Source organism: Janthinobacterium sp. GW821-FHT03C10 (assembly GCF_059420865.1).
The window spans coordinates 604,131-627,786 of sequence record NZ_JBWKUN010000003.1 but is presented as its reverse complement, the minus strand read 5'-3'; the positions used below and the strand labels follow the sequence as shown (position 1 = coordinate 627,786).

Below are 23,656 nucleotides of genomic sequence, written 5' to 3'. Positions count from 1 at the left end.
GCGGTTGAAGCGGTGATCGGGCGTTACTTGCGGTTGGCGGCGATGACCTGCATGACGGCGTTGGCGCTTTCGCGCGCGCTGTCGCGCAGCAGGCTGTGGTGCATGTCCGTAAAGCGCTGCACCAGGCGCAAACGGCCCGGCACGTCGCTCAGCTGCTGCCACATGGCGTCCGCCAGCGCTTGCGGGCTGGCCGCGTTTTGCAGCAGCTCGGGCACCAGGTAATCACGCGCCAGGATGTTCGGCAAACCAATCCACGGCTGGTAGCCCATGTGGCGCATGATTTCCCACGAGGCGCGCATCATCTTGTAGGCGATGACCATGGGCTTCTTGTACAGCGCAACTTCCAGCGATGCCGTGCCGGAGGCCACCAGCACCGCATCGGCGGCGCAGATGGCCGTGTGCGAGCCGCCATCGGTGAGCAGGATCTCGACGTCCTGCAAGCCCGCTTCACGGATCAGCTGCAAAAAGTACTGGCGCTGCTTTTCTCCGGCCATGGGCGCGACGAAGCGCAGCGAACGGTCGCGCGCCAGCAGCAGCTTGCAGGCGCCGACAAACGCCACCGTATTGTATTTGAGTTCGCCCATGCGGCTGCCCGGCATCAGGGTCACGACATTCGCGTCTTCCGGCAAGCCCAGGACACGGCGCGCGGCCGCTTCATCGGGCTGCAGGGGGATCATCTCGGCCAGCGGATGGCCGACATAGGTGACGGGCACGCCCGCCTTGCGGTAGATATCTTCCTCGAAGGGGAAGATCACCAGCATGTGCGAGACGGCCTTGATGATTTTCTTGATGCGGCCACCGCGCCAGGCCCAGATCTGCGGCCCGATGTAGTGCACGGTGGGGATGCCGCCTTCCTTCAATTGCTGCTCGAGTCCCAGGTTAAAGCCAGGATAGTCGGCGCCGATGAAGACGGCGGGACGCTCGGCCAGCAGCTGGTCGCGCAGCGCGTTCTGGATGCCCTTGATTTCGCGGTAGCGGGGAATGATCTCGAACAGGCCGCGCACGGTCAGCTTGTCGAGCGGCCAATCGGACACAAAGCCCTGCCTGGCCATGTGCTCGCCGCCGATGCCGTGGAAACGGGCACCGGGCAGCTGCGGCACGAGGCCCGACAGCAACCGGCTGGCCAGCAGGTCGCCCGACACCTCGCCGGCGACGATGGCGACATTGGCGACACCGAGGCCGCTGGACTGGTCAGCGGACGATGCCACGCGACGCCACGCCAAGGAATTCGCGCATGGCGCGAATGTGTTCCGCCACCTCGGGCGACGCTGCCGCTTCTTCTTCGAACAGGGCCGCCTTGGATTCTTCCAGGGTCAGTCCGGAGCGGTAGATGAGCTTATACGCGGTGCGGATGCCGTTGATCTGTTCGCGCGTAAAACCGCGGCGTTTCAAACCCTCGATATTGACGCCGTGGGCCTGCGCCGGATTGCCGTTCAGGAGCACGAAAGGCGGCACGTCCTGCGTCAGGCTGGTGCTCATGCCGACAAAGGCGTGCGCGCCGATCTTGCAGAACTGGTGCACATTGGCGAAACCGCTCATGATGACCCAGTCGCCGATTTCCACGTGGCCCGCCAGCTGGGCGTTGTTCGAAAAGATAGTGTTGTTGCCCACCAGGCAGTCGTGCGCCAGGTGCACATACGCCGAGATCCAGTTGTCGTTGCCCAGGCGCGTCACGCCGCCGCCCTGCACGGTGCCCGTGTTGAAGGTGCAGAATTCGCGGATGGTGTTGCGGTCGCCGATTTCCAGGCGCGTCGCCTCGCCCGCCCATTTTTTATCCTGCGGCTGCGCGCCGATGGAAGAAAACTGGAACAGGTGGTTGCCGCTGCCGATCGTCGTGTGGCCGTCGATGACCACATGCGGGCCCACCTTCGTGCCGGCACCGATGCGCACGTGCGGACCGATGATGGTGTACGGACCCACCTCGACCGAGCTGTCGAGCTCGGCCTTCGGATCGATGACTGCCGTGGAGTGGATGCCCGCCATTACTGCCCCGCTGGCTGGCTCGCAGACTGGCTCGCATCCTGCGCGCTGCGGATGGTGCACATCAGTTCGGCTTCCACCGCCAGCTTGCCGTCGACCGTACCGACGGCCTTGTATTTCCAGATGCCGCGCGAAACGCGCAGGATTTCCACGTCCATCTTCAGCTGGTCGCCCGGTTCGACAGGACGCTTGAAGCGCGCATTGTCGATGCCGACGAAGTACACCACCGAATTTTCGTCCGGTTTCACACCCATCGACAGGAACGACAGCAGGGCCGCAGTCTGCGCCAGCGCTTCGATCATCAGCACGCCGGGCATGACCGGCTTGTGCGGGAAATGGCCCTGGAAGAACTCTTCGTTGACCGTTACGTTCTTGATGGCGGTGATGGTTTTGTTCGCTTCCCAGTCCAGCACGCGGTCAACCAGCAGCAACGGGTAGCGGTGCGGCAGCAGCGATTTGATGGCGAGGATGTCGAGGGTCTTTTTTTCAGTAGTCATTTTTCGTCTTGCGTGGTCAGTGTTTTAATTGTTTTTTCAAGCGCGCGGATCTTCTCGCGCATGCTTGACAGGTTGCGCACGATGGCGGCGCTCTTTTCCCAGTCGGCGTTCTTCGCCAGCGGATAGAAACCCGTGTACTGGCCCGGCTCCGCGATCGAACGCGAGACCATGCTGCCCGAGCCCACGTGGACGCGGTCGGCAATGGTCAGGTGGCCCAGCACCATGGCGGCGCCGCCGAAGGTACAGTACTTGCCGATGATGGCGCTGCCGGCCACGCCGACGCAGCCGGCCATGGCCGTGTGCGCGCCGATATGGCAGTTGTGGCCGATCTGGATCTGGTTATCGAGCTTGACGCCATCTTCGATGATGGTGTCGGCCAGCGCGCCACGGTCGATGGTGGTGTTGGCGCCGATGTCGACATCGTCGCCGATCACCACCCTGCCCGTCTGCGGTATCTTGATGTACACGCCGCCTTCGTTGGCGAAGCCGAATCCGTCGGTGCCGATCACGGCGCCCGAATGGACGATGCCGCGCTGGCCGATCACGCAGCGCGCGTGGAAGGTGACGTTGGCCAGCAATTGCGTGCCGGCGCCGATGACGGCGTCGCGCCCCACCACGCAGCCGGGGCCGATGACGCAGCCGGCGCCGATCACGGCGCCCGCTTCGATTACCGCGTGCACGCCGACGGAGGCGCTGGCGTCAACCTGCGCGCTGGCATCGACAAAGGCGCGCGGATGGATGCCGGCCGGCGCCTTGATTTCGTGCAGGGTGGCGAAATACTGCGCCGCGCGCGCGAAATACACATAGGGATTCGGGGTGACGATGCGCGCGCCGGCGTAGTCGCCGCCGATCAGCGCGTCGTCCGCCGGAGTGAGTATCAGCGCCGCGGCGCCGCTCTGGGCCGCCTGTGCGCGGAATTTGCTATTGCTCAGAAAGCTGATGTGCGAAGCGCCGGCGTCGGCCAGCGGCGCGATCCCTGAAACTTCCAGATTGGGATCGCCCGCCAATTGTCCGCCGAAGCGTTCGACCAAGTCTCCTAGTCGAGTGCCCATCTATTTACCTCTATTCTAATGTTACTTGTCCAGCGCCTTCAAGACCTTGTCGGTAATGTCGATGCGCGGGCTGGCCCACAGGGCTTCCTGCAGCACGATGTCATATCCTTCGATATGCGCCATCTGCTGGATGATGGTGTTGGCTTTTTCCGCGATGGCGCTGCGCTCTTCGTTCGTGCGCTGGCTCAGGTCTTCGCGGAACTCGCGCTGGCGGCGCTGCAGTTCCTTGTCCAGCTCGAAAAATTCGCGCTGGCGCTTGGCGCGCTCCGCTTCGCTCAGGGTCGGCATGTCCTTTTCCAGGGCTTCATTGGCCACCTTGAAACGGGCCGCCAGTTCCTGCACGGCTTTTTCGCGCGAGCGGAACTCTTCGGCCAGCTTGGCGCTGGCCAGCTTGGCCAGCCTCGATTCGTTATAAATACGTTCGCTGCTGATCCAGGCGATCTTCGACTCCTGAGCCTGCGCCTGCACCGGCAACAGCGAACTCCAGCACAATGCGATCACGGCAAGGGTCTTGGGCAGGGTAGCGGATGCGGTGTTCATGATACTCCATGGTCAAAAGGTAAAAGCTGTCGCCCCCGTTCAGATGGCCGGTTAGAAACCGGTGCCCATCTGGAACTGGAAGCGCTCCAGGCGGTCCGTCGGCTTGGCGTTCAGCGGTTTGGCATAGCTCAGCTTGAGCGGGCCCACCGGTGAAATCCAGCTGATGCCCAAGCCAGCAGAATAGCGCAATTGCGAGATCCGCATTTTTTCGCCTTCCTGGTAGACCTGGCCGCCGTCAAGGAAACCGAACCAGCGCAAGCTGCGGTCATTGCCCGAACCGGGGAATGGCATCTGCAGTTCCGCGTTACCGATCAGGCGCGACGCGCCGCCCAAGGCATCGTTGGTGCTCGGTTCGACCGCGCCCAGCGAGGAACTCAGGTAGCCGCGCACCGAACCGATACCGCCGCCGTAGAAGTTCTTGAAGACGGGGTAGACGTGCTTGCCGATGCCGTGGCCGTAATCGAGCTCGCCCTTCAGCGCCAGGGTGACCTTGCTGAACAGCGGACGGAAATACTGGTGCTCATAGATGGCACGGAAGTATTTCTGGTCGCCGATCAGGTCGGCCTCCAGGTTGACGCGCTGGTAGCGGCCGATCGATGGCGTCAGGGCGCTGTCGCGGCTGTCGCGCTGCCATGCCGCCGTCAGCGGGATGGAATTCGTGGTGGCCGAACCGATACCGTCGGACGGGCCGCCATTGTCGATCACGTACTGCTTGAAGCGGATCGGGCTGGTGATGTCCGTTTCGATGCGCGAGCGCTCGGCGCCGATGCCGAAGAAGACGGTGTCGACTTCCGAGAACGGCACGCCGAAACTGACGCGGCCACCGGTCTGCTTGATCTTGTAGCTGCCGATGTTGAGCGCCGGCGGTTCCGTCGTCCGCAGGTAGACTTCGAAGCTGCGCGAAATGCCATCGTCCGTGTAGTACGGATTGGTTTGCGAAAACGCGATCGTGCGGCTGTAGTGGCTGGTATTGAGTTCGATGCCGACCGTGTTGCCGCTACCGGCGAAGTTGGCTTGCGAAATCGAGGCCGACAGGGTGAATTTTTCCGATTGCGAGAACGCGCCGCCGATCAGGAAGTTACCCGTTGGTTTTTCCACCACCGTCACGTTGACGTCGACCTGGTCGGTCGTGCCCTGCGCTTCCGGCGTGTCGATGGTCACGTCCTTGAAGTAGCCGAGGCGGTCGACACGGTCGCGCGACAGCTTGATCTTGTTGCTGTCGTACCAGGACGATTCGAACTGGCGGAATTCGCGGCGGATGACTTCATCGCGCGTGGTGGTGTTGCCGGCGATATTCATGTGGCGCACGTAGACGCGCTTGCCCGGATCGATGAAGAAGGTGAAACCGACTTCGTGCTTTTCGCGGTTGATCTCGGGATTGGCGTTGACGTTGGCAAACGCGTAGCCGAACGTGGCCAGGCGGTCCTGGATACGCTTGTTCGTCGCCGTCAGGCGCGCGCCCGAGTAGATCTCGCCTTCGCGCATCAGGTTCAGCGCCTTGAGCTCTTCTTCGCGGCCGAACATCTCGCCTTCGAACTTGGTGCCGGCGATCTTGTACTTCTCGCCTTCGGTGATGTTGATCGTCAGGTAGATGTCTTTTTTATCGGGCGTGATCGACACTTGCGTCGAATCGACCTGCATCTCGATGTAGCCGCGGTCCAGGTAGAAGGACTTGAGCGACTCGATGTCGCCCGTCAGCTTGGTCTTCGAATACTGGTCGGCCTTGGTGTACCAGCTGAACCAGCCGCCCGTGTTCAGGGCCAGCTGCTCGCGCAGTTCCTTGTCCGTGAAGGCCTTGTTGCCGACGATGTTGATCTGCTTGATGCGGGCCACGTCGCCCTCGTCGACGGCGAACACCACGTTGACGCGGTTGCGCTCGATCGGCGTGACGGTGGTGGTGATCTTCACGCCGTACAGGCCATGCGACAGGTACTGGCGCTTGAGTTCCTGTTCCGCGCGGTCGACGGACGCCTTGTCGAAAATCTTGGCTTCACCGACGCCGATTTCCTTCAGGGCCTTGACCAGCACGTCCTTCTCAAATTCCTTGGTACCGGTAAATGCCACGCTGGCGATGGCCGGACGTTCCTCGACCAGCACCACCAGCACGTCGCCATCGGCTTCCAGGCGCACATCCTTGAACATGCCCGTTGCATACAGGGCCTTGATGGCGGCAACGCTCTTCTCGTCGGAGAACGTTTCGCCGACCCGCACCGGCAGGTAGGCAAAGACGGTGCCCGCTTCAGTACGCTGGATCCCTTCGACCCGGATGTCCTTGACAGTAAATGGCTGGACGGCCAGCGCGTGGCCGGAACAGATGGCCATGACGGCGGCGCCGATCAGGCTGCGGCGAAAGGAAGGCAAGGCAAAACGAGCAGAATGTAATTTCATTGGGGTTATTCAATGGGTAAATCAATGGACAACATACACAAAAGATTGCTTGTGCGACTCACGCAATGGCATCAACCACCGCCCTAATTCAGCAATCGCAACACGTCATTAAAGACGGCAAGCACCATCAAGGTCAGCAACAAACCGATCCCCAGGCGCTGGGCAATCTCGCCTACGCGCTCCGGCAAGGGGCGTCCGGTCAAAACTTCCAGCGAATAATACAGCAAATGCCCGCCATCCAGAACAGGAATGGGTAGCAAATTCATCACGCCCAGACTGATACTGATGAAGGCGATGAAGCTCAGGTAGCTTACCAGGCCGATGCGCGCCGTCTGACCCGCGTAATCGGCGATGGTAATGGGTCCGGTCACATTCTTCAGCGACACCTGGCCCGTGATCATTTTGCCCAGCATTTTCAGGCTCATGACACTGGTATCCCAGACCTTGGCGGACGCCTTGCCAACGGCAGAGAACGGTCCCGATGCCACGGTGATCATATCCGGCACCTGTCCCAGCTTTGCCTGTATCTTACCAACTGTTACAGCTCCCTCTGCCCCGGCGCCCGGCACGGCGTCCGGCGTAATCGACAGGGTCAGGTCCTGGCCCTGACGCAAGAGCTGCAATTGCAGGGTTCGGCCAGGCGTCTGGCTCAGGGTGGCGATGACGGCCGCCACGTCGTGCACGGGCTGTTCGTCGATGGCCAGGATCTGGTCGTTTTTCTGCAGGCCGGCGCGCGCGGCGGCGCCACCGGGCATGATTTCCATCAAGGTGGGCGCGGAACGGGCCATGGTCAGGCCCAGCTTGCCCAGCACGTCGCCTTCCAGGTCCGTTTCCGTCAGGCTGGCCGTCGGCAAGGCCGCTTCCTGCTGGCCACGGTCGGGGCGGCGCACTTCGATGCGCGCCGGCAGCTTGTCGAGGGTGGCCTGGATCAGTTCCCAGCGCAGTTCGGACCAGCTGGCCACGGCCTTGCCATTCACCGACTCGACCGTATCGCCGCTGCGCAAGCCGGCCGCAAAGGCGGCCGTCTGTTCGGCCACGGGACCGAGCTTGCTCGACGGCTCTTCGATGCCATGCATGAACAGGCCCGCGTACAGCACGATGGCGACGAGGAAATTGGCCAGCGGGCCGGCGGCCACGATGGCGATGCGGCGCCACACGCTCTGGCGCGTGAATTCGCGGCGCAATTCGCTTTCCGGCAAGTCGCTGAGGTCTTGCGCACGGCTGTCGAGCATGCTGACATAACCGCCCAGCGGCAGCGCGGAAATCGCCCATTCCGTCTGGTCCTTGCCAAACTTGCGCGAATACACCACTTTTCCCATGCCGATCGAGAAACGCAGCACTTTCACGCCGCACCAGCGCGCCACCAAATAGTGGCCCAGCTCGTGCAGGGTGATCAGTGAACCGAGCGCGACGATAAAGGCCAGCAAGGTGGTGATGAGCGTCATGCAGCCAGCCTTTGCGCGATGTACGCGTGCGCGGCCGCTCTGGCCAGGCGGTCCTGCTCCATCACGGCTTCGATGCTCGAAGCGGCGCCGTGCGGCACCGTCTCGATCACGTGGGCGATGACGCGGTCGATCTGGCGGAAGCCGATCTGTTCGTCAAGAAACGCTTGCACGGCCACTTCATTGGCCGCGTTGAGCAGGGCCGGCGCCGTGCCGCCCGCGCGCAAGGCGTCGAAGGCCAGCGCCAGGCAAGGGAAACGGCGGAAATCGGGACGTTCGAACTGCAGGGTAGCCACTTGCGCCAGGTCCAGCTGCGCCACGCCGGAAGCGATGCGCTGCGGATACGCCAGCGCATGGGCGATCGGCGTGCGCATGTCCGGATTGCCCAGCTGTGCCAGCACGGAACCGTCGATGTACGAGACCATCGAATGGATCACGCTTTGCGGATGGATCAGCACCTCGATCTGGTCGGCCGGGGCGCCGAACAGCCAGTGCGCCTCGATCACCTCCAGGCCCTTGTTCATCATGGTGGCCGAATCGACGGAAATCTTGCGTCCCATGGCCCAGGTCGGATGCTTGCACGCCTGGTCCGGCGTCACGCTATCCAGCGTCTCGACGTCGCGCGTGAGGAAGGGGCCGCCGGAAGCCGTCAGCACGATTTTTGCCACGCCGGCGGCGCCAGGCGCGCGGCCATGGGCGTGCGGCATGCATTGGAAGATGGCGTTATGTTCGCTGTCGATCGGCAGCAGCACGGCGCCGTTATCGTGCACGGCGTCGATGAACAGCTGGCCGGACATGACCAGCGCTTCTTTATTGGCCAGCAATACTTTCTTGCCAGCACGCGCTGCGGCCAGGGTGGGCGCCAAGCCGGCGGCGCCGACGATGGCCGCCATCACGCCCGTCACTTGCGGTGCGCTGGCGATGGCGCACAGGGCTTCCTCGCCGTACTCGACCTGCGTATCGACGCCCTGCCCGCGCAGCAAGCGCGTCAGTTCAAGGGCGGCATCCGCCGTGCCGACGACGGCGCGCCGGGGGCGGAATTGCAGACACTGGGCGGCCAGTTCGGCCACACGGCTGTGGGCACTCAGCGCATACACGCTGTATTGCTCCGGATGACGCGCGAGCACGTCCAGGGTGGACACGCCGATCGAGCCGGTCGCGCCTAGAATGGTGATGTATTGCATGAGTTTCCTTAAAGCCAGCTGGCCACGAGGGCGGCAAATGGCAGGACCGGGATCAACGCGTCGATACGGTCGAGTACGCCGCCATGGCCAGGCAGCAGCTTGCTGCTGTCCTTGATGCCCGCGCGGCGCTTCAATTGGGATTCGAACAGGTCGCCGACGATGCTGGCGGCGACGAGCAATAGCAGCACCAGCAAGGCCAGCGGCCAGCCGCGGCGCAATTGCAGCTGCACGGCGAAGGTGTCTTGCAGCACCGGCAGCGATGGCGCGGCCACGATGGTGATGGCGGCGATGGCCAGCACGGCGATGCCGCCGCCGATGGCGCCTTCCCAGGATTTGCCTGGGGAAATACTCGGCGCCAGCTTGCGCTTGCCGAAAGCCTTGCCCGAGAAATAGGCGCCGATATCGGCGATCCACACGAGGGCCATGACGGAGAGCAGGTACAAGGGGCTATGCAGGAACAAGGCGATGATGGCGACGAAGCAGCCGACGATGGTCACCGGGTACACCAGGCTGAGCAAGGTATTGCCCAGGCCTTCGGTGGGCGGCAAGCCTGTCGCCAGCGAGGGCACGAAGCGGATCAGCCAGATGGCCACGCACAGGGCGAACCAGAAATTGAGCTGCGCCATGCCGTTACCGACAAAAAACGTATAGGCGAAGGCGGCGGTCCAGACGGCGGCGATCGGCAGCGCCTGGCGATTTTTGAAGATGCGGAAGCTTTCCCAGACGGCGGCGCCGAAGAACGCCGTGGCGATCACGGCGAAGGCGGGGAAATAATTCAGATACAGAACCGGCAGCAAGACCGCCAGAAGGACCAGGGCGGTGATTATCCGTGTTTTCAGCATCAGTTTGTCTTTTCAGTTAGTTGCGCGCTGGTACGGCCAAAGCGCCGTTCGCGCTGCTGGTAAGACGCGATTGCCGCGTCGAGGCACTCGTCATTGAAGTCAGGCCAGAAAGTCTCGGTAAAAAACAACTCAGTGTACGCCAGTTGCCACAGGAGGAAATTGGAAATGCGCTGCTCGCCGCCCGTGCGGATGAACAGGTCGGGCTCGGGCGCATAGGCCATGGCCAGGTGCGGCGCCAGTTGCTCTTCCGTGTAAGCGTGCCCGTCAGGCTGGCCCTTGACGGCAGCCTCGGCCGTCATTTTGTTGACTGCCTGCATGATGTCCCAGCGGCCGCCATAGTTGGCGCAAATCGTCACGGTCAGGCGCGTATTGCCCGCCGTCTTGCGCTCGGCGTCCGCCACCAGTTGCTGCAACTGGGCATTGAAGCGCGACATGTCGCCTACGACCTTCAGGCGGATATCGTTGGCGTGCATGCGTACGACCTCGCGTTCCAGCATCGTGACGAACAGGCGCATCAGCATCGACACCTCTTCTTCCGGGCGGCGCCAGTTTTCCGAGCTGAAGGCAAACAGCGTCAGATATTCGACGCCCCGGTCGAGGCAGGTCTCGACGACACGGCGCACGGTGTCCGCGCCCTTGACGTGGCCAGCCACGCGCGGCAGGAAGCGCTTGGTTGCCCAGCGACCATTGCCATCCATAATGATTGCCACATGGCGCGGCACCGTGCCCACCTCAGGTACTGCCGTTGTCGAACTCGAATAGATCATGAAAACACGAATACCAAAAATAAAAGATAACTATTATGCGCCAAATAGCACTGCCCGGAAAAGCCATGCTTTCCCGGGCAGCGTCAAAAGAACTGAAAACTAGACCGTCAGCACTTCTTTTTCTTTGTCGACAACCATCTTGTCGATGTCCGCAATAAACTTGTCCGTCAGCTTCTGCACTTCTTCCGACGAGCGGCGCTCATCGTCCTCGGAGCAGGCTTTTTCCTTGACCAGTTTCTTCAGCGACTCGTTCGCATCGCGGCGAATGTTACGCACGGCAATCTTCGCGTCTTCCGCTTCGCTCTTGACCAGCTTGACCATTTCCTTGCGGCGCTCTTCCGTCAGCGGCGGCGTCGGCACGCGGATCAGGTCGCCCTGTGCCGACGGGTTCAGACCCAGGTCGGCGTCACGGATGGCTTTTTCGATGGTGCTGGCCATCTTCTTTTCATACGGCTGCACGCCGATGGTGCGCGCGTCGATCAGGGTCACGTTGGCCACCTGGGTCAGCGCCGTCGGCGAACCGTAGTACTCCACCATCACGTGGTCCAGGATACCCGTATGGGCGCGGCCGGTACGCACTTTGGCCAGATCGGCCCGCAGTGTTTCCAGCGATTTCGTCATGCGTTCCTGGGCATTCTTTTTAACGTCAGCTAAGGACATTGCTGTACTCCTTGTCTTGATAATAATGAATATTGCTACTTCGCTTGCGATGAAAACACCAGCGCAGTCGGGAGTGCCGAAAACCGTTCAGGGCAAGGCGCGGCGCCGAAGACGCTACGAATGTACATAACGTGGCTCAGGCACTGCAACGCAGCCATGGACGGTTTCTCGGCGCTCCGCTTCCCTTATACGTGCACCAAGGTGCCTTCGTCTTCGCCCATGATGACACGCATCAGCGCACCTGGTTTGGTGATCGAAAACACTTTAATGGGCAGCTTCTGGTCGCGGCACAGGGCGAATGCGGTGGCATCCATCACTTGCAGGTGCTTGGCGATGGCGTCGTCGAACGTAATCGTGTGGAACAGGGTGGCGTTCGGATCCTTCTTCGGATCGGCCGTGTAGACGCCGTCGACCTTGGTGGCCTTCAGGACGATCTCGGCGCTGATCTCGGAACCGCGCAGGGCGGCTGCCGTGTCGGTGGTGAAGAACGGATTGCCGGTACCGGCGGCGAAGACGACCACTTTGCCTTCTTCCAGGTATTGCAGGGCTTTCGGGCGGACGTACGGCTCGACCACTTGTTCGATGCCGATGGCCGACATGACGCGCGCGGTGATACCGACATGGCGCATGGCATCGGCCAGGGCCAGTGCGTTCATCACGGTGGCGAGCATGCCCATGTAGTCGGCGGTGGCACGGTCCATGCCTTGCGCGCCAGGCGCGACGCCGCGGAAGATATTGCCGCCGCCAATCACGATTGCCAGTTCCACACCCAACTTCGCCACCTCGGCCACATCGGCCACCATGCGCTCGATCGTGGCGCGGTTGATGCCGTAGGGATCATCGCCCATCAGGGCTTCGCCGGACAACTTGAGGAGGACGCGCTTGTAGGCTGGTTTTGACATGAGCTGGGGCTCCATAAATGAGGTTATTCGAGTATGACATGGCGCAGCGCCTTGCAGCGCCGGATAGGCGGGAGGAAGCTGCCCATGCCGCCGCCCGGCACGACAGGTGCGGGCGGGCCAAAAAAACGGGCCTCTCGGCCCGCTTTACTTACGCTCCCTGGGAGGCAGCCATCTGTGCTGCGACTTCTGCTGCGAAGTCGTCTTGCTTCTTCTCGATGCCCTCGCCTACCACGTACATGGCAAAACCTTTGACGCTGGTGTTAGCCGCCTTCAGCATTTGCTCAACCGACAGCTTGTCGTTTTTCACGAAAGCCTGGTTCAGCAGCGAAACTTCTTTCAGGAACTTCTGTACGGAACCTTCCAGGCGCTTGGCCAGGATTTCCGGCGATTGCGCTGGCTTGCCTTCGGCGGCCGCTTTGGCTGCGTCTTCTTCGGCTTTCAGTTGGGCAACCGAACGCTCTTTTTCGATCAGTTCCGCTGGCACTTCGTTCGACGACAGCGATACTGGCTTCATGGCAGCGATGTGCATGGCCACGTCTTTGCCCACTTGCTCATCGGCACCGTCGAATTCGACGATCACGCCAATGCGCGAACCGTGCAGGTACGAAGCCAGCTTGGCGCTGGTTTCGAAACGCTGGAAGCGGCGGATGGTCATGTTTTCGCCGATCTTGCCGATCAGGGCAGCGCGCACTTCGTCCAGGGTCTTGCCGTCGAGCGGCAGGGCCAGCAGGGCAGCGACGTCAGCCGGGTTGTGTTCCGCTACCAGACGGGCAGCGTTGTTGGCCAGTGCCAGGAAATCGTCGTTTTTCGCAACGAAGTCGGTTTCCGAGTTGACTTCGACCAGGGCGCCTACGCCGTTGGCGATGTAGGTTGCCACGACGCCTTCAGCGGTGATGCGCGCCGATGCTTTCGATGCCTTGCCGCCCAGCTTGACGCGCAGGATCTCTTCCGCACGCGCCATGTCGCCTTCGGCTTCGGTCAGTGCTTTTTTGCATTCCATCATTGGTGCGTCGGTTTTGCCGCGCAATTCGCCTACCATCGCTGCTGTAATCGCTGCCATGTGTTTCTCCTGATTCGGTGAGTCGATAGTCGCGGCCGGGCATGCATGCCTCGCCAGCGGTCACTATCGTTTTTTTGTTAAAAAAAAGGGGGAGCTGCTGCCACCCCTTTTCCCTTACTGCTGTGCTTACAAACGGCTATCCTGCGATAGCCTGGCCATTAAGCCTGTTCGTTTACTTCGACGAATTCGTCGCCAGCGGCTGCTTTAACCATTTCAACAACTTCGTTACCGGCAGCTGCACGGCCTTCGATGATTGCATCAGCAACACCGCGAGCGTACAACATGATGGCTTTCGAGGAGTCATCGTTACCTGGGATCACGAAGTTCACGCCTTCTGGGGAGTGGTTGGTATCGACAACGCCGATGACCGGGATACCCAGTTTAGCTGCTTCGGTGATCGCACCTTTGTGGTAGCCGACGTCGACGACGAAGATTGCGTCAGGAACGCCGCCCATGTCCTTGATGCCGCCGATCGATTTTTGCAGCTTGATCATTTCGCGGGAGAACATCAGCGCTTCTTTTTTCGACAGCTTCTCGATCGAACCGTCTTCGATCATCACTTCCATGTCCTTCAGACGCTTGATCGAGGTTTTGATCGTCTTGAAGTTGGTCAGCATGCCGCCCAACCAACGTTGATCAACGAAAGGCACGCCAGCGCGTTGTGCTTCAGCAGCGATGATTTCGCGAGCTTGACGCTTGGTGCCAACCATCAGGATGGTGCCACGGTTTGCAGCCAGTTGACGCACGTGCTTCATTGCGTCCTGGTACATCGCCATGGTTTTTTCCAGGTTGATGATGTGGATCTTGTTGCGATGGCCGAAGATGAACGGTGCCATTTTTGGATTCCAAAAACGGGTTTGGTGACCAAAGTGGACACCGGCTTCCAGCATTTCGCGCATTGTTACGGACATTATTAACTCCAGGGTTGGGTCTGGAATCCGATCAGTCACCATACAGGCACCCTTGTCGACCGGATTCGCGTGTTTATATAAATTAAAGACACTGTTTTGCTGCATTGCTTAAAAGAGAATTCAAGCAACCCGGGATTCTACACTGAAATGCCCGCAGCATCAAGTCCACGCCGCAAATCGCGCGCCCGATGGAAACAGCCAATGCACCACGATGGTGCAAGGCGTGGCGGCACCGCCTTTTCATCCATTTTCCACTCATAATTCCCTTCCCGGCCATAGGAAGGAGGCGGCGGATTCAGGGCGCCTCGTTTATAATTTCGGCATATTTGCAGACTTTTCCCCCTACAGCAGGAATCGTCTGTGCTTTTCACCTGAATTCTTGCAGATTGCGAATCACACCATGTCCACCATCCGTATCAATACCGCCGCCGACATCGAAGGCATGCGCGTTGCAGGCAAGCTCGGCGCCGAAGTACTCGACTACATCACGCCCTTCGTCAAGGTCGGCGTCACGACGGGCGAACTGGACCGCCTGTGCCATGAATACATGGTCAACGTGCAGGGCACCATCCCTGCCCCGCTGAACTACTGCCCGCCCGGCTACACGCCCTACCCGAAGGCCATCTGCACCTCCGTCAACGACGTCATCTGTCATGGCATTCCAGGCGACAAGGTCCTCAAGAGCGGCGACTCCGTCAACCTCGACATCACCGTCATCAAGGATGGCTACCACGGCGACAACAGCCGCATGTTCCTCGTCGGCACGCCGACCATCCTGGCCAAGCGCCTGTCGGAAATCACCTATGAGTGCATGTGGCTGGGAATCGACCAGATCAAGCCGGGCGCCCACCTGGGCGATATCGGCCACGCCATCCAGCAGCATGCGGAAAAGGCCGGCTACAGCGTGGTGCGCGAATTCTGCGGCCACGGCATCGGCAAGGTCTTCCATGAAGAACCGCAAGTATTGCATTACGGCAAACCTGGCACCCTCGAGCGCCTGGAAGCGGGCATGATTTTCACCGTCGAGCCGATGATCAATTCGGGCCGCCGCGAAATCCGCGAAATGAACGATGGCTGGACCATCAAGACCAAGGACCGCAGCCTGTCGGCGCAATGGGAACACACGGTGCTGGTGACGGAAACGGGCTACGAAGTGCTGACCGTCTCGCCCGGCATGCCGCCGCCGCCCGCCTTTATCGTCAATAAAGCCTGATCGATCAAACCCGACCCACCGCCACCCAGGGCCCAGATGAAAAAGCAAGTTCGGGAACAGCTGAAACAGCAACTGAAAGCCGACCGCCAGGTCGTCATCGCGGCCTTCCAGGCCGACGGCAAGCCTGAAAAACTGCTGCGCAGCCTGCGCCACAGCGTCGACGGCGTGCTGGCGCGCGCCTGGCAGGAAGCGGGCTTGCCGCCCGGCATGGCCCTGGTGGGCGTGGGCGGCTATGGCCGCGGCGAACTGTTTCCGTATTCCGACGTCGACCTGCTGATCCTGCTGCAACAGGCGCCCGATGCCGCCACGCAGGAAAAGCTCGAGGAACTGGTGCAGCTGCTGTGGGACCTGGGCCTGGAAATCGGCCACAGCATCCGCACGGTCGAGGAGTGCATGGTCGAATCGAAGGCCGACATCACCGTGCAGACGAGCCTGCTCGAAGCGCGCCTCGTGTGCGGCAACGCGGACCTGTTCGCGCAATTGCAGCAGCGCTATGACGCGGCCATGGACCCGCAGGCGTTTTTCCAGGCAAAAACGGCGGAAATGCGCCAGCGCCATGCCAAGTACGAGGACACGGCCTTCAGCCTGGAGCCGAATTGCAAGGAAAGCCCGGGCGGCTTGCGCGACCTGCAGGTCATCCTGTGGGTCGCCAAGGCGGCCGGCCTGGCGAACTCGTGGCGCACCCTGGCCACGGGCGGCCTGATCACCCTGACGGAAGCGCGCCAGCTGATGGAAAAGGAGCGCGCCTTCAAGGATATCCGCGTGCGCCTGCACCTGCATGCGGGACGGCGCGAAGACCGTCTCGTGTTCGACGTGCAGACGGCGATCGCCGAATCGCTGGGCCTGCAGGCGACGGGCAGCGGGCCGCACATGCGCCGCGCCAGCGAATTCCTCATGCAGCGCTATTACTGGGCCGCCAAGACGGTGACCCAGCTCAACACGATTTTGCTGCAAAACATCGAAGCGCGGCTGTTTCCGCAAGACGACGTGGCCGTGCCCATCAACGAACGTTTCAATGAAGTCAACAGCCTGATCGACATCAGCGCTGACAATACCTTCGAGCAACACCCGTCGGCCATGCTGGAAATCTTCGTCCTGATGACGGAGCGCCCGGCCCTGAAGGGCATGACGTCGCGCGCCACGCGGGCCCTGTGGCACGCGCGCTTCAAGATCGACGCCGCCTTCCGCCAGGATCCCGTCAACCGCGCCCTCTTCCTGCGCATCATGCAAGCCCCGGTCGGCATCATCCATGCGCTGCGGCGCATGAACGAGATGAGCATCCTGGGGCGTTACCTGCCGAACTTCCGCCGCATCGTGGGCCAGATGCAGCACGACCTGTTCCACGTGTACACGGTCGACCAGCACATTCTGATGGTGGTGCGCAACATGCGCCGCTTCACCATGAGCGAACACGCGCACGAATACCCGTTCTGCAGCCAGCTGATGGCCGATTTCTCGCAATCGTGGCTGCTGTACGTGGCGGCCCTGTTCCACGACATCGCCAAGGGGCGCGGCGGCGACCACTCGAAGCTGGGCGTGGCCGACGCCACCCAGTTCTGCCAGGACCACGGCCTGTCCGCCGAGGACACGGAACTGGTCGCCTTCTTGGTGGAAAATCACCTGACCATGTCGCAAGTGGCGCAAAAGCAGGACTTGTCCGACCCGGACGTCATCGCCGCCTTTGCGAAAGTGGTCAAGGACGAGCGCCACCTGACGGGCCTGTACCTGCTGACGGTGGCCGACATCCGCGGCACCAGCCCGAAAGTGTGGAATGCCTGGAAGGGCAAGCTGCTGGAAGACCTGTACAAGATCACCCTGCGCGTGCTGGGCGGCGAGCCGCACACGGCCGACCGCGAGCTCAAGAACCGTCAGCAGGAGGCGCTGGCCACCCTGCGCCTGTACGGCTTGCCGCCCGATGCGCATGTAAAGCTGTGGCAGCAGCTGGACGTGGCGTATTTCCTGCGCCACGACGCGTCCGACATCGCCTGGCAGACGCGCTCGCTGTACGACAAGCTCGACAGCAAGTTGCCGGTGGTAAAATGCCGGCTGGCGCCCATCGGCGAAGGCTTGCAGGTGGCCGTATATATTCCCGACCAGCCCGACCTGTTCGCGCGCATCTGCAGCTATTTCGACCGCAAGAATTTCAGCATCCTCGACGCGAAGATCCACACGACGAAAAATGGCTATGCGCTCGACACCTTCCTCGTCACCGAGCAGAACTTCGCCAAGAGCTACCGCGACATCATCAGCCTGATCGAGCATGAGCTGGGCGAGCTGCTGCAGTCGCAGACGCCGCTGCCGCCGCCGGGCAAGGGACGGCTGTCGCGCCTGTCGCGCACCTTCCCCTTCCAGCCGACGGTGGACTTGCGGCCCGATGAAAAGGGCCAGTACTACCTGCTGTCGGTGGCCGCCAACGACCGCACGGGCTTGCTGTATGCGATCGCCAACGTGCTGACCAAGTACCGCATCAACTTGCACACGGCCAAGATCATGACCCTGGGCGAGCGGGTCGAAGATGTCTTCCTCGTCGACGGCCCCGCGCTCAACAATGCCCGCAACCAGATATTGCTGGAAACCGATTTACTCGATGCGCTGAAAGTGTAAGCTTTCCGCGCAGCGCCTACCCTTACTGAAACTGAAACAACATGACCGAAGAATTATTACGCTTGTCCAAACGCATGTCCGAACTGGGCCTGTGCTCGCGCCGCGAAGCCGATGAATGGATCGCCCGCGGCTGGGTCCGCGTGGATGGCAAGGTGGTGTCCGAGCTGGGCAGCAAGGTCTACCCGAGCCAGCGCGTCACCGTGGAACGCCAGGCGGCGGCCGAGCAGTCGAAGCGCGTCACCGTGCTGATCAACAAACCGGTCGGCTACGTCAGCGGCCAGGCCGAAGACGGCTACACGCCCGCCGTGGCCCTGATCAAGGCGGAAAACCGCTGGGCGGAAGACCGCAGCCCGGAACAGTTCCACCCGACCCAGCTGCGCAGCCTGGTGGCCGCCGGCCGCCTGGACATCGATTCCGTCGGCTTGCTGGTCCTGACGCAGGATGGACGCGTGGCCAAGCAGCTGATCGGCCACGATACCGACATCGACAAGGAATACCTGGTGCGCGTCAGCTACACCAAGGGCGGCACCCTGCCCGACAGCGAACTGAAAAGACTCAACCACGGCCTGTGGCTCGACGGCAAGCCGCTACTGCCGGCCAAGGTACGCTGGCAAAATGAAGACCAGTTGAGCTTTACCTTACGCGAAGGCAAGAAACGCCAGATCCGCCGCATGTGCGAAGCCGTGGGCCTGAAAGTGCTGGGATTGAAACGCGTGCGCATCGGCAAGGTCAAGCTGGGTGACTTGCCGACGGGCCAATGGCGTTACCTGAGCGCGGACGAACAGTTTTAAGCGGCGATGTCAGGGCGGCAGGCCAGGATATATAAATAAGCAACAGGAATATAGTGATATAAAATCAATTATTGTGATTTACTTAGTAAATATTGCCTTAAACCTATACACTATTCCCCATTAGAATAAAAGAGATACGCTGTCGTGAACGATCCCATCCCCAATCCCCTGCGCAAAGGCGCGCCCAGCCTGGCTGACGTGGCCGAGCCGATGGCGCCCGGCACCAAGCCGCACCATATGAGCGATCCGTGGGATATCGGCGAAACCCTGTGCAGCCTGGCTGATAACGGCGATGCCATTTCCATCTACCCGACGGGCGGCGAAGACGTCATCCTGGCGCGCATCCTGTCCGTCGACGATGACTTGCCGCAATTCGTACTGGAACTCAATGAAGGCGCGACCCTGCCGCCAGGTGGCGCCACGTTTGTGTCGTGGGTGCAAAGCGCCAAACTGCAATTCACCATCAATGGCGAATGGCAAGCGTATCCCGAGCGGCCGAACGTCTACCTGACGAACTTCCCCAGCCATTGCCTGGTGCTGGAACGGCGTGAATCGGCGCGCCTGGAAACGCCGCTGGGCGTGTACTACCTGGCCGCCTTCGTGCTCGAGGGCCGTCCGTATGAATTGCAGCTGTATGATTTCTCGGCCGGCGGCATCGGCATGCGCGCCCATCCGCGCGACACGGTGGGCCTGTACGTGGGCCGCAAGCTGTCGCGCGTGCGCCTGGAACTGGGGCCGGACAAGGTCATGATCGCCGACCTGGAAATCCGCCTGTCGCGCACCTTCCGCTCCTTCCTGCTGGGCGAGCAGGTGCAGATCGGCTGCCGCTTCCTGAACCTGACGGATGCCATGCAGGATGAGCTGAAAACCTTGCTCGACAACCTGGGCAGCAGCCGCAAGGTGCGTTAGGTTCGCAGGTTTGCCCCAGGCATAAAAAATGGCCGCGCAGCTAATGCTGCGCGGCCATTTTTATACTTGATGATCACAGTCATGAGGCAGGTGTCGATCAATCGTCGTCGTTCGGGTCCAAATCCGGGAACATGACGTCAGTAAATCCGAACTGCGTGAAGTCGACGATACGCATCGGATACAGGATGCCGTGCAGATGGTCCACTTCATGCTGCACCACGCGGGCATGGAAGCCGTCGCAGTCGCGGCTGATGGGCTGGCCGAACTGGTCGACGCCCTCATAGTGCAGCTCGCTCCAGCGCGGCACGCTGCCGCGCAGGCCGGGCACGGACAGGCAGCCCTCGAAACCCTCTTCCTTGCGTTCCGACAAAGGCGTCAGCACGGGGTTGATCAACACGGTTTCCGGCACTTGCGGCGCGTCGGGATAGCGCAGGTTCTGCTTGAAGCCATAGATCACCAGCTGCAGGTTGACGCCGATCTGCGGCGCCGCCAGGCCCGCGCCATTAGCCGCATGCATGGTGTCGAACATGTCGGCGATCAAGGCACGCAATTCGGGCGTATCGAATTCACGTACGGGCTCGGCCATCCGCAGCAGGCGCGGATCGCCCATCTTCAGAATTTCACGTATCGTCATTTTGCTTCCAGTGCCGCTTGCAGTTCTTGCAGATAGGTGCGGAAGGCCGCCCCCGTTTCCGGATGTTTCATGCCCATCGCCGTCGTTGCTTTCAGATAACCCAGCTTGGAGCCGCAGTCATAGCGCTGCCCCTGATAGCGGTAAGCCAGCACGCGCTCTTCGCGCATCAGGGCGGCGATGCCGTCCGTCAACTGGATTTCGCCACCTGCGCCCGTGCCGATATTTTCCAGGTGGTTAAAGATGCGGCTGGTCAGCACATAACGTCCCACCACGGCCAGGGTCGATGGCGCCTCTTCGGGCGCGGGTTTTTCCACGATGGCCGAAACCAGCTCCAGATCGGGCTGATAATTCTTTGCCGACACGATACCGTACTGCTTGGTTTCCGCGCGCGGCACATCCTGCACCGCCAGCAGCGAGCAATTTTCATACTGGAAGACATCGGTCATCTGCGCCAGCACGGGGCGCACGCCCTCTTCCACATCCATGAAATCGTCGGCCAGCAAGACGGCAAACGGCTCGTCGCCGATCACGGGACGGGCGCACAGCACGGCATGCCCCAGGCCCAACGGCGCCGACTGGCGGATGTAAATGCAATTGATGTGCTTGGGAATGACGTTTTGCACCATTTCCAGCAACTGGCGCTTGCCGGCCGCTTCCAGTTCCGACTCGAGCTCATAGGCCGTATCGAAATGGTCTTCGATGGCGCGCTTGTTGCGGCCCGTGATGAAAATCATTTCCGTGATGCCCGCCGCCACCGCTTCTTCCACTGCGTACTGGATCAAGGGCTTGTCGACGATGGGCAGCATTTCCTTCGGTTGCGCCTTGGTCGCAGGCAAGAAACGGCTGCCCAGGCCTGCGACGGGAAAGACTGCTTTTCTGATTTTTTTCATGGGTCTTCTGTAATGTTTTGAATAATTAGTCTTGCACCAACAGGTTCAGCAAGCCAGCCTCGTCGAGTATGGCCACACCCAGTTCCTGTGCCTTGGCCAGCTTGCTGCCGGCGTCCGAGCCAGCCACGACGTAACTGGTTTTCTTCGACACTGAACCGCTGACCTTGCCACCGGCCGCCTCGATCAGCTCTGCTGCCTCGTCGCGGCTCATGTTGGGCAAGGTGCCCGTCAAAACGAAGGTCTTGCCGTCCAGCTTACCGCCAGCGGCTGGCATTTCAGGCAATTGTGACAGTAATTCATTTCGCAGGGCGTCCAGTTGACCAAGCAGCTTGACATTACCCTCATCGGCCAGCCATTGCGCCAGCGCTTCGGCCACGGCGGCGGGCAAGCCCGCGTGGAAGCTGGCGCCCTGCGCCGCCAGACTGGCCAGGGTCACGCCCCGCTCGACCAATTGCCTGCTGCGCGGCTCCGTCAGCTTCGGGATGCCGATGGCGGCCAGCAAGGTGGTTTGTTCGAGCTGCGTGCGCAGCTTGGCGCTGGGCGCGTGTTCGCCCTGCGGCGTGACGCCCGCGTCCAGCAAAGCCTGCAACGCCTGCTGATTCTTTTCTTCGGCAAAGAAATCGGCAATCGATTCAGCCACGGTGCCGCCGATGTCGGGCAGCACGCGCAGCAAGGCGGCCGGCGCCTGCCGCACATAGGCCAGACTGCCCAGCCACTCGGCCAGGGTCTTCGCCGTCGATTCGCCCACGTGGCGGATGCCCAGGGCGAACAGGAAACGTTCGAGCGGCGGGCGCTTGCTGGCCTCGATGCCGGCCAGCAGGTTTTCCGCCCACTTGGTGGGAATCTTGCCTTGTTGCACTGTTTCCGGCGTGGAACCATCACGTTCGTCGGCGCGCAGCTTCATTTCCAGCAGTTTTTCCAGCGTCAGGCTGTACAGGTCAGCCAGGCCATGCACGTATTCGAGTTCGACCAGGGTATCGATATAACGTTCCCCCAGCCCCTCGATATCCATCATGCGGCGGCCCGCGAAATGGCGGAACGCTTCCTTGCGCTGCGCCGAGCAGAACAGGCCGCCCGAGCAGCGGGCAATCGCCTCGCCCTCTTCGCGTACCACGTGCGAGCCGCAGACGGGACACGCTTCCAGCATCTTGAACGGCAGCGGCGCCGGTTCCGGACGCTTCTCCAGCACCACGGACAGCACTTCGGGAATCACGTCGCCGGCGCGCCGCACGACGACGGTATCGCCCACGCGCACATCCTTGCGCAGCACCTCGTCTTCATTGTGCAAGGTGGCGTTGGTCACCGTCACGCCGCCCACGGAGACGGGCGCCAGGCGCGCCACGGGCGTCATGGCGCCCGTGCGGCCCACCTGGATGTCGATGCCCAGCACCTGCGTCAGCGCTTCTTCGGCGGGAAACTTGTGCGCCAGCGCAAAACGCGGCGCGCGCGAGACAAAGCCCAGCTCCTGCTGGTCTTCCGTCGCGTTCACCTTGTAGACGACGCCGTCGATCTCATACGGCAAGGCGGGGCGGCGCGCACCGATATCGGCGTAGTAGGCAAGCAATCCCTGCGCGCCCTGCACCACACGGCGCTCCTTCGACACGGGAATGCCCAAGGTCTCGTACCAGTCGAGCAAGGCAGAATGCGAGGCCGGCATGGCCGCGCCATCGAGGGCGCCGATGCCGTAGGCATAGAAACGCAACTTGCGCTGCGCCGTGATGCGCGAATCGAGCTGGCGCAGGCTGCCGGCCGCCGCATTGCGGGGGTTGGCAAATTCCTTGTGCCCCGCTTCGCGCTGGCGTTCGTTCAGGCGGGCAAAATCGCCCTTGAACATCATTACTTCGCCGCGCACGTCGAGCAAGGCGGGAATCTTGTCGCCATGCAAGCGCAGCGGGATGCCGGAAATGGTGCGGATATTCGCCGTCACGTCTTCGCCCGTGGCGCCATCGCCGCGCGTGGCCGCCTGCACGAACAGGCCGTGCTCATAGCGCAGGTTGATGGCCAGGCCGTCGAATTTCACTTCGGCCGCATACGCGACGTCCTGCGCATCGAGGCCCAGGCCTTCGCGCACGCGGCGGTCGAAATTGACGATGTCGTCATCGGTGAAACCATTGTTCAGCGACAGCATCGGCACCGTGTGCGTGACTTGCTCGAATTGCGGCAAGGGCGCCGCGCCCACGCGCAGGGTGGGCGAATCAGGTTGCAGCAAGTCAGGATGGGCCGCTTCCAGCACCTGCAGTTCGACGAACAGCTTGTCGTACTCGGCGTCTGGGATGGTGGGATTGTCGAGCACGTGGTAGGCGTGCAGGTGCCGATTGAGTTCGGCCGTGAGTGCCAGGACCCGCGCTGCGGCGTCCTGGTTGATCGGATCAGTCATTGTTGCGGGATTC

The 23,656-nt window shown here is 61.7% G+C and carries 21 protein-coding genes; 4 read left to right on the top strand and 17 right to left on the bottom strand.

From position 1 onward, the window contains the following. Positions 1 to 23 precede the first annotated feature (23 nt). From lpxB to rpsB, 14 genes are all read right to left on the bottom strand, one after another. Entirely contained in the window at positions 24 to 1,208 is a 1,185-nt protein-coding gene (lpxB, locus tag AC07VH_RS14005; protein ID WP_494789133.1) for a lipid-A-disaccharide synthase, read from the bottom strand. Next, positions 1,192 to 1,983 (bottom strand): acyl-ACP--UDP-N-acetylglucosamine O-acyltransferase, encoded by a 792-nt coding sequence (lpxA, locus tag AC07VH_RS14000; protein ID WP_494789132.1) that lies wholly within the window; start codon positions 1,981 to 1,983, stop codon positions 1,192 to 1,194. Before lpxA ends, lpxB begins: the two co-directional genes overlap by 17 nt. After that, positions 1,983 to 2,477, bottom strand: coding sequence for a 3-hydroxyacyl-ACP dehydratase FabZ (gene fabZ / locus AC07VH_RS13995; RefSeq protein WP_436472853.1), 495 nt, complete (start codon positions 2,475 to 2,477; stop codon positions 1,983 to 1,985). The genes lpxA and fabZ overlap by 1 nt, the downstream gene beginning before the upstream one ends. Continuing rightward, positions 2,474 to 3,529 (bottom strand): UDP-3-O-(3-hydroxymyristoyl)glucosamine N-acyltransferase, encoded by a 1,056-nt coding sequence (lpxD, locus tag AC07VH_RS13990; protein WP_494789131.1) that lies wholly within the window; start codon positions 3,527 to 3,529, stop codon positions 2,474 to 2,476. The genes fabZ and lpxD overlap by 4 nt, the downstream gene beginning before the upstream one ends. A 21-nt stretch (positions 3,530 to 3,550) precedes the next feature. Next, positions 3,551 to 4,069 carry an OmpH/Skp family outer membrane protein gene (locus tag AC07VH_RS13985; RefSeq protein ID WP_046684967.1) on the bottom strand — a complete coding sequence of 173 codons (519 nt, stop codon included), beginning with the start codon at positions 4,067 to 4,069 and terminating at the stop codon, positions 3,551 to 3,553. Positions 4,070 to 4,120: 51 nt separating this feature from the next. Continuing rightward, positions 4,121 to 6,457, bottom strand: coding sequence for an outer membrane protein assembly factor BamA (gene bamA, locus AC07VH_RS13980; RefSeq protein WP_475414238.1), 2,337 nt, complete (start codon positions 6,455 to 6,457; stop codon positions 4,121 to 4,123). 83 nt (positions 6,458 to 6,540) lie between these two features. After that, positions 6,541 to 7,902 carry an RIP metalloprotease RseP gene (rseP, locus tag AC07VH_RS13975; protein ID WP_494789130.1) on the bottom strand — a complete coding sequence of 454 codons (1,362 nt, stop codon included), beginning with the start codon at positions 7,900 to 7,902 and terminating at the stop codon, positions 6,541 to 6,543. After that, complete coding sequence (gene ispC, locus AC07VH_RS13970) at positions 7,899 to 9,083, bottom strand: 1-deoxy-D-xylulose-5-phosphate reductoisomerase (RefSeq protein ID WP_494789129.1); 1,185 nt, start codon at positions 9,081 to 9,083, stop codon at positions 7,899 to 7,901. Before ispC ends, rseP begins: the two co-directional genes overlap by 4 nt. 8 nt (positions 9,084 to 9,091) lie before the next feature. Further along, a complete protein-coding gene (locus tag AC07VH_RS13965) occupies positions 9,092 to 9,925 on the bottom strand; it encodes a phosphatidate cytidylyltransferase (RefSeq protein ID WP_475414241.1) in 834 nt (277 codons plus the stop codon). Further along, a complete protein-coding gene (gene uppS / locus AC07VH_RS13960; protein WP_475414242.1) occupies positions 9,925 to 10,692 on the bottom strand; it encodes a polyprenyl diphosphate synthase in 768 nt (255 codons plus the stop codon). Before uppS ends, AC07VH_RS13965 begins: the two co-directional genes overlap by 1 nt. 99 nt (positions 10,693 to 10,791) lie before the next feature. Next, on the bottom strand, positions 10,792 to 11,352 hold the full coding sequence (gene frr, locus AC07VH_RS13955) for a ribosome recycling factor (protein ID WP_092715571.1): 561 nt from the start codon (positions 11,350 to 11,352) through the stop codon (positions 10,792 to 10,794). Positions 11,353 to 11,537: 185 nt separating this feature from the next. Continuing rightward, the gene (gene pyrH / locus AC07VH_RS13950) at positions 11,538 to 12,254 is read right to left on the bottom strand and encodes a UMP kinase (protein ID WP_034752258.1); all 717 of its coding nucleotides are present in this window, start codon (positions 12,252 to 12,254) and stop codon (positions 11,538 to 11,540) included. 148 nt (positions 12,255 to 12,402) lie between these two features. After that, positions 12,403 to 13,314 carry a translation elongation factor Ts gene (gene tsf / locus AC07VH_RS13945; protein ID WP_086137734.1) on the bottom strand — a complete coding sequence of 304 codons (912 nt, stop codon included), beginning with the start codon at positions 13,312 to 13,314 and terminating at the stop codon, positions 12,403 to 12,405. Between the two features lie 158 nt (positions 13,315 to 13,472). Then, positions 13,473 to 14,225 (bottom strand): 30S ribosomal protein S2, encoded by a 753-nt coding sequence (gene rpsB / locus AC07VH_RS13940; RefSeq protein WP_086137733.1) that lies wholly within the window; start codon positions 14,223 to 14,225, stop codon positions 13,473 to 13,475. Positions 14,226 to 14,625: 400 nt separating this feature from the next. On the opposite strand from rpsB, the gene map reads away from it, so the two are divergent. The 4 genes from map (at position 14,626) to AC07VH_RS13920 (ending at position 19,742) form a co-directional block, all read left to right on the top strand. Then, a complete protein-coding gene (gene map / locus AC07VH_RS13935; protein ID WP_326459945.1) occupies positions 14,626 to 15,438 on the top strand; it encodes a type I methionyl aminopeptidase in 813 nt (270 codons plus the stop codon). A gap of 36 nt (positions 15,439 to 15,474) precedes the next feature. Further along, positions 15,475 to 18,042 (top strand): [protein-PII] uridylyltransferase, encoded by a 2,568-nt coding sequence (locus AC07VH_RS13930; RefSeq protein ID WP_494789128.1) that lies wholly within the window; start codon positions 15,475 to 15,477, stop codon positions 18,040 to 18,042. A 41-nt stretch (positions 18,043 to 18,083) separates the two neighbouring features. Further along, entirely contained in the window at positions 18,084 to 18,833 is a 750-nt protein-coding gene (locus tag AC07VH_RS13925) for a pseudouridine synthase (RefSeq protein ID WP_289915539.1), read from the top strand. 144 nt (positions 18,834 to 18,977) lie between these two features. Then, positions 18,978 to 19,742 (top strand): flagellar brake protein, encoded by a 765-nt coding sequence (locus tag AC07VH_RS13920; protein WP_475414244.1) that lies wholly within the window; start codon positions 18,978 to 18,980, stop codon positions 19,740 to 19,742. Between the two features lie 97 nt (positions 19,743 to 19,839). Here the strand turns inward: AC07VH_RS13920 and def are convergent, their stop codons facing one another. Genes def through ligA form a run of 3 tightly spaced genes read right to left on the bottom strand, consistent with a single transcriptional unit; the run spans position 19,840 to position 23,643 of the window. After that, positions 19,840 to 20,376 (bottom strand): peptide deformylase, encoded by a 537-nt coding sequence (gene def / locus AC07VH_RS13915; protein ID WP_475414245.1) that lies wholly within the window; start codon positions 20,374 to 20,376, stop codon positions 19,840 to 19,842. Continuing rightward, a complete protein-coding gene (galU, locus tag AC07VH_RS13910) occupies positions 20,373 to 21,266 on the bottom strand; it encodes a UTP--glucose-1-phosphate uridylyltransferase GalU (RefSeq protein WP_475414246.1) in 894 nt (297 codons plus the stop codon). The genes def and galU overlap by 4 nt, the downstream gene beginning before the upstream one ends. Positions 21,267 to 21,291: 25 nt before the next feature. Further along, entirely contained in the window at positions 21,292 to 23,643 is a 2,352-nt protein-coding gene (gene ligA / locus AC07VH_RS13905; protein ID WP_494789127.1) for an NAD-dependent DNA ligase LigA, read from the bottom strand. Positions 23,644 to 23,656 lie beyond the last annotated feature (13 nt).

Bases quoted from the DNA above. Each gene is read 5' to 3' on its own strand.
- lpxA (WP_494789132.1), bottom strand. From the start codon at position 1,983: ATGGCGGGCATCCACTCCACGGCAGTCATCGATCCGAAGGCCGAGCTC.
- fabZ (WP_436472853.1), bottom strand. From the start codon at position 2,477: ATGACTACTGAAAAAAAGACCCTCGACATCCTCGCCATCAAATCGCTG.
- lpxD (WP_494789131.1), bottom strand. From the start codon at position 3,529: ATGGGCACTCGACTAGGAGACTTGGTCGAACGCTTCGGCGGACAATTG.
- AC07VH_RS13985 (WP_046684967.1), bottom strand. From the start codon at position 4,069: ATGAACACCGCATCCGCTACCCTGCCCAAGACCCTTGCCGTGATCGCA.
- bamA (WP_475414238.1), bottom strand. From the start codon at position 6,457: ATGAAATTACATTCTGCTCGTTTTGCCTTGCCTTCCTTTCGCCGCAGC.
- rseP (WP_494789130.1), bottom strand. From the start codon at position 7,902: ATGACGCTCATCACCACCTTGCTGGCCTTTATCGTCGCGCTCGGTTCA.
- ispC (WP_494789129.1), bottom strand. From the start codon at position 9,083: ATGCAATACATCACCATTCTAGGCGCGACCGGCTCGATCGGCGTGTCC.
- AC07VH_RS13965 (WP_475414241.1), bottom strand. From the start codon at position 9,925: ATGCTGAAAACACGGATAATCACCGCCCTGGTCCTTCTGGCGGTCTTG.
- uppS (WP_475414242.1), bottom strand. From the start codon at position 10,692: ATGATCTATTCGAGTTCGACAACGGCAGTACCTGAGGTGGGCACGGTG.
- frr (WP_092715571.1), bottom strand. From the start codon at position 11,352: ATGTCCTTAGCTGACGTTAAAAAGAATGCCCAGGAACGCATGACGAAA.
- pyrH (WP_034752258.1), bottom strand. From the start codon at position 12,254: ATGTCAAAACCAGCCTACAAGCGCGTCCTCCTCAAGTTGTCCGGCGAA.
- tsf (WP_086137734.1), bottom strand. From the start codon at position 13,314: ATGGCAGCGATTACAGCAGCGATGGTAGGCGAATTGCGCGGCAAAACC.
- rpsB (WP_086137733.1), bottom strand. From the start codon at position 14,225: ATGTCCGTAACAATGCGCGAAATGCTGGAAGCCGGTGTCCACTTTGGT.
- map (WP_326459945.1), top strand. From the start codon at position 14,626: ATGTCCACCATCCGTATCAATACCGCCGCCGACATCGAAGGCATGCGC.
- AC07VH_RS13930 (WP_494789128.1), top strand. From the start codon at position 15,475: ATGAAAAAGCAAGTTCGGGAACAGCTGAAACAGCAACTGAAAGCCGAC.
- AC07VH_RS13925 (WP_289915539.1), top strand. From the start codon at position 18,084: ATGACCGAAGAATTATTACGCTTGTCCAAACGCATGTCCGAACTGGGC.
- def (WP_475414245.1), bottom strand. From the start codon at position 20,376: ATGACGATACGTGAAATTCTGAAGATGGGCGATCCGCGCCTGCTGCGG.
- galU (WP_475414246.1), bottom strand. From the start codon at position 21,266: ATGAAAAAAATCAGAAAAGCAGTCTTTCCCGTCGCAGGCCTGGGCAGC.
- ligA (WP_494789127.1), bottom strand. From the start codon at position 23,643: ATGACTGATCCGATCAACCAGGACGCCGCAGCGCGGGTCCTGGCACTC.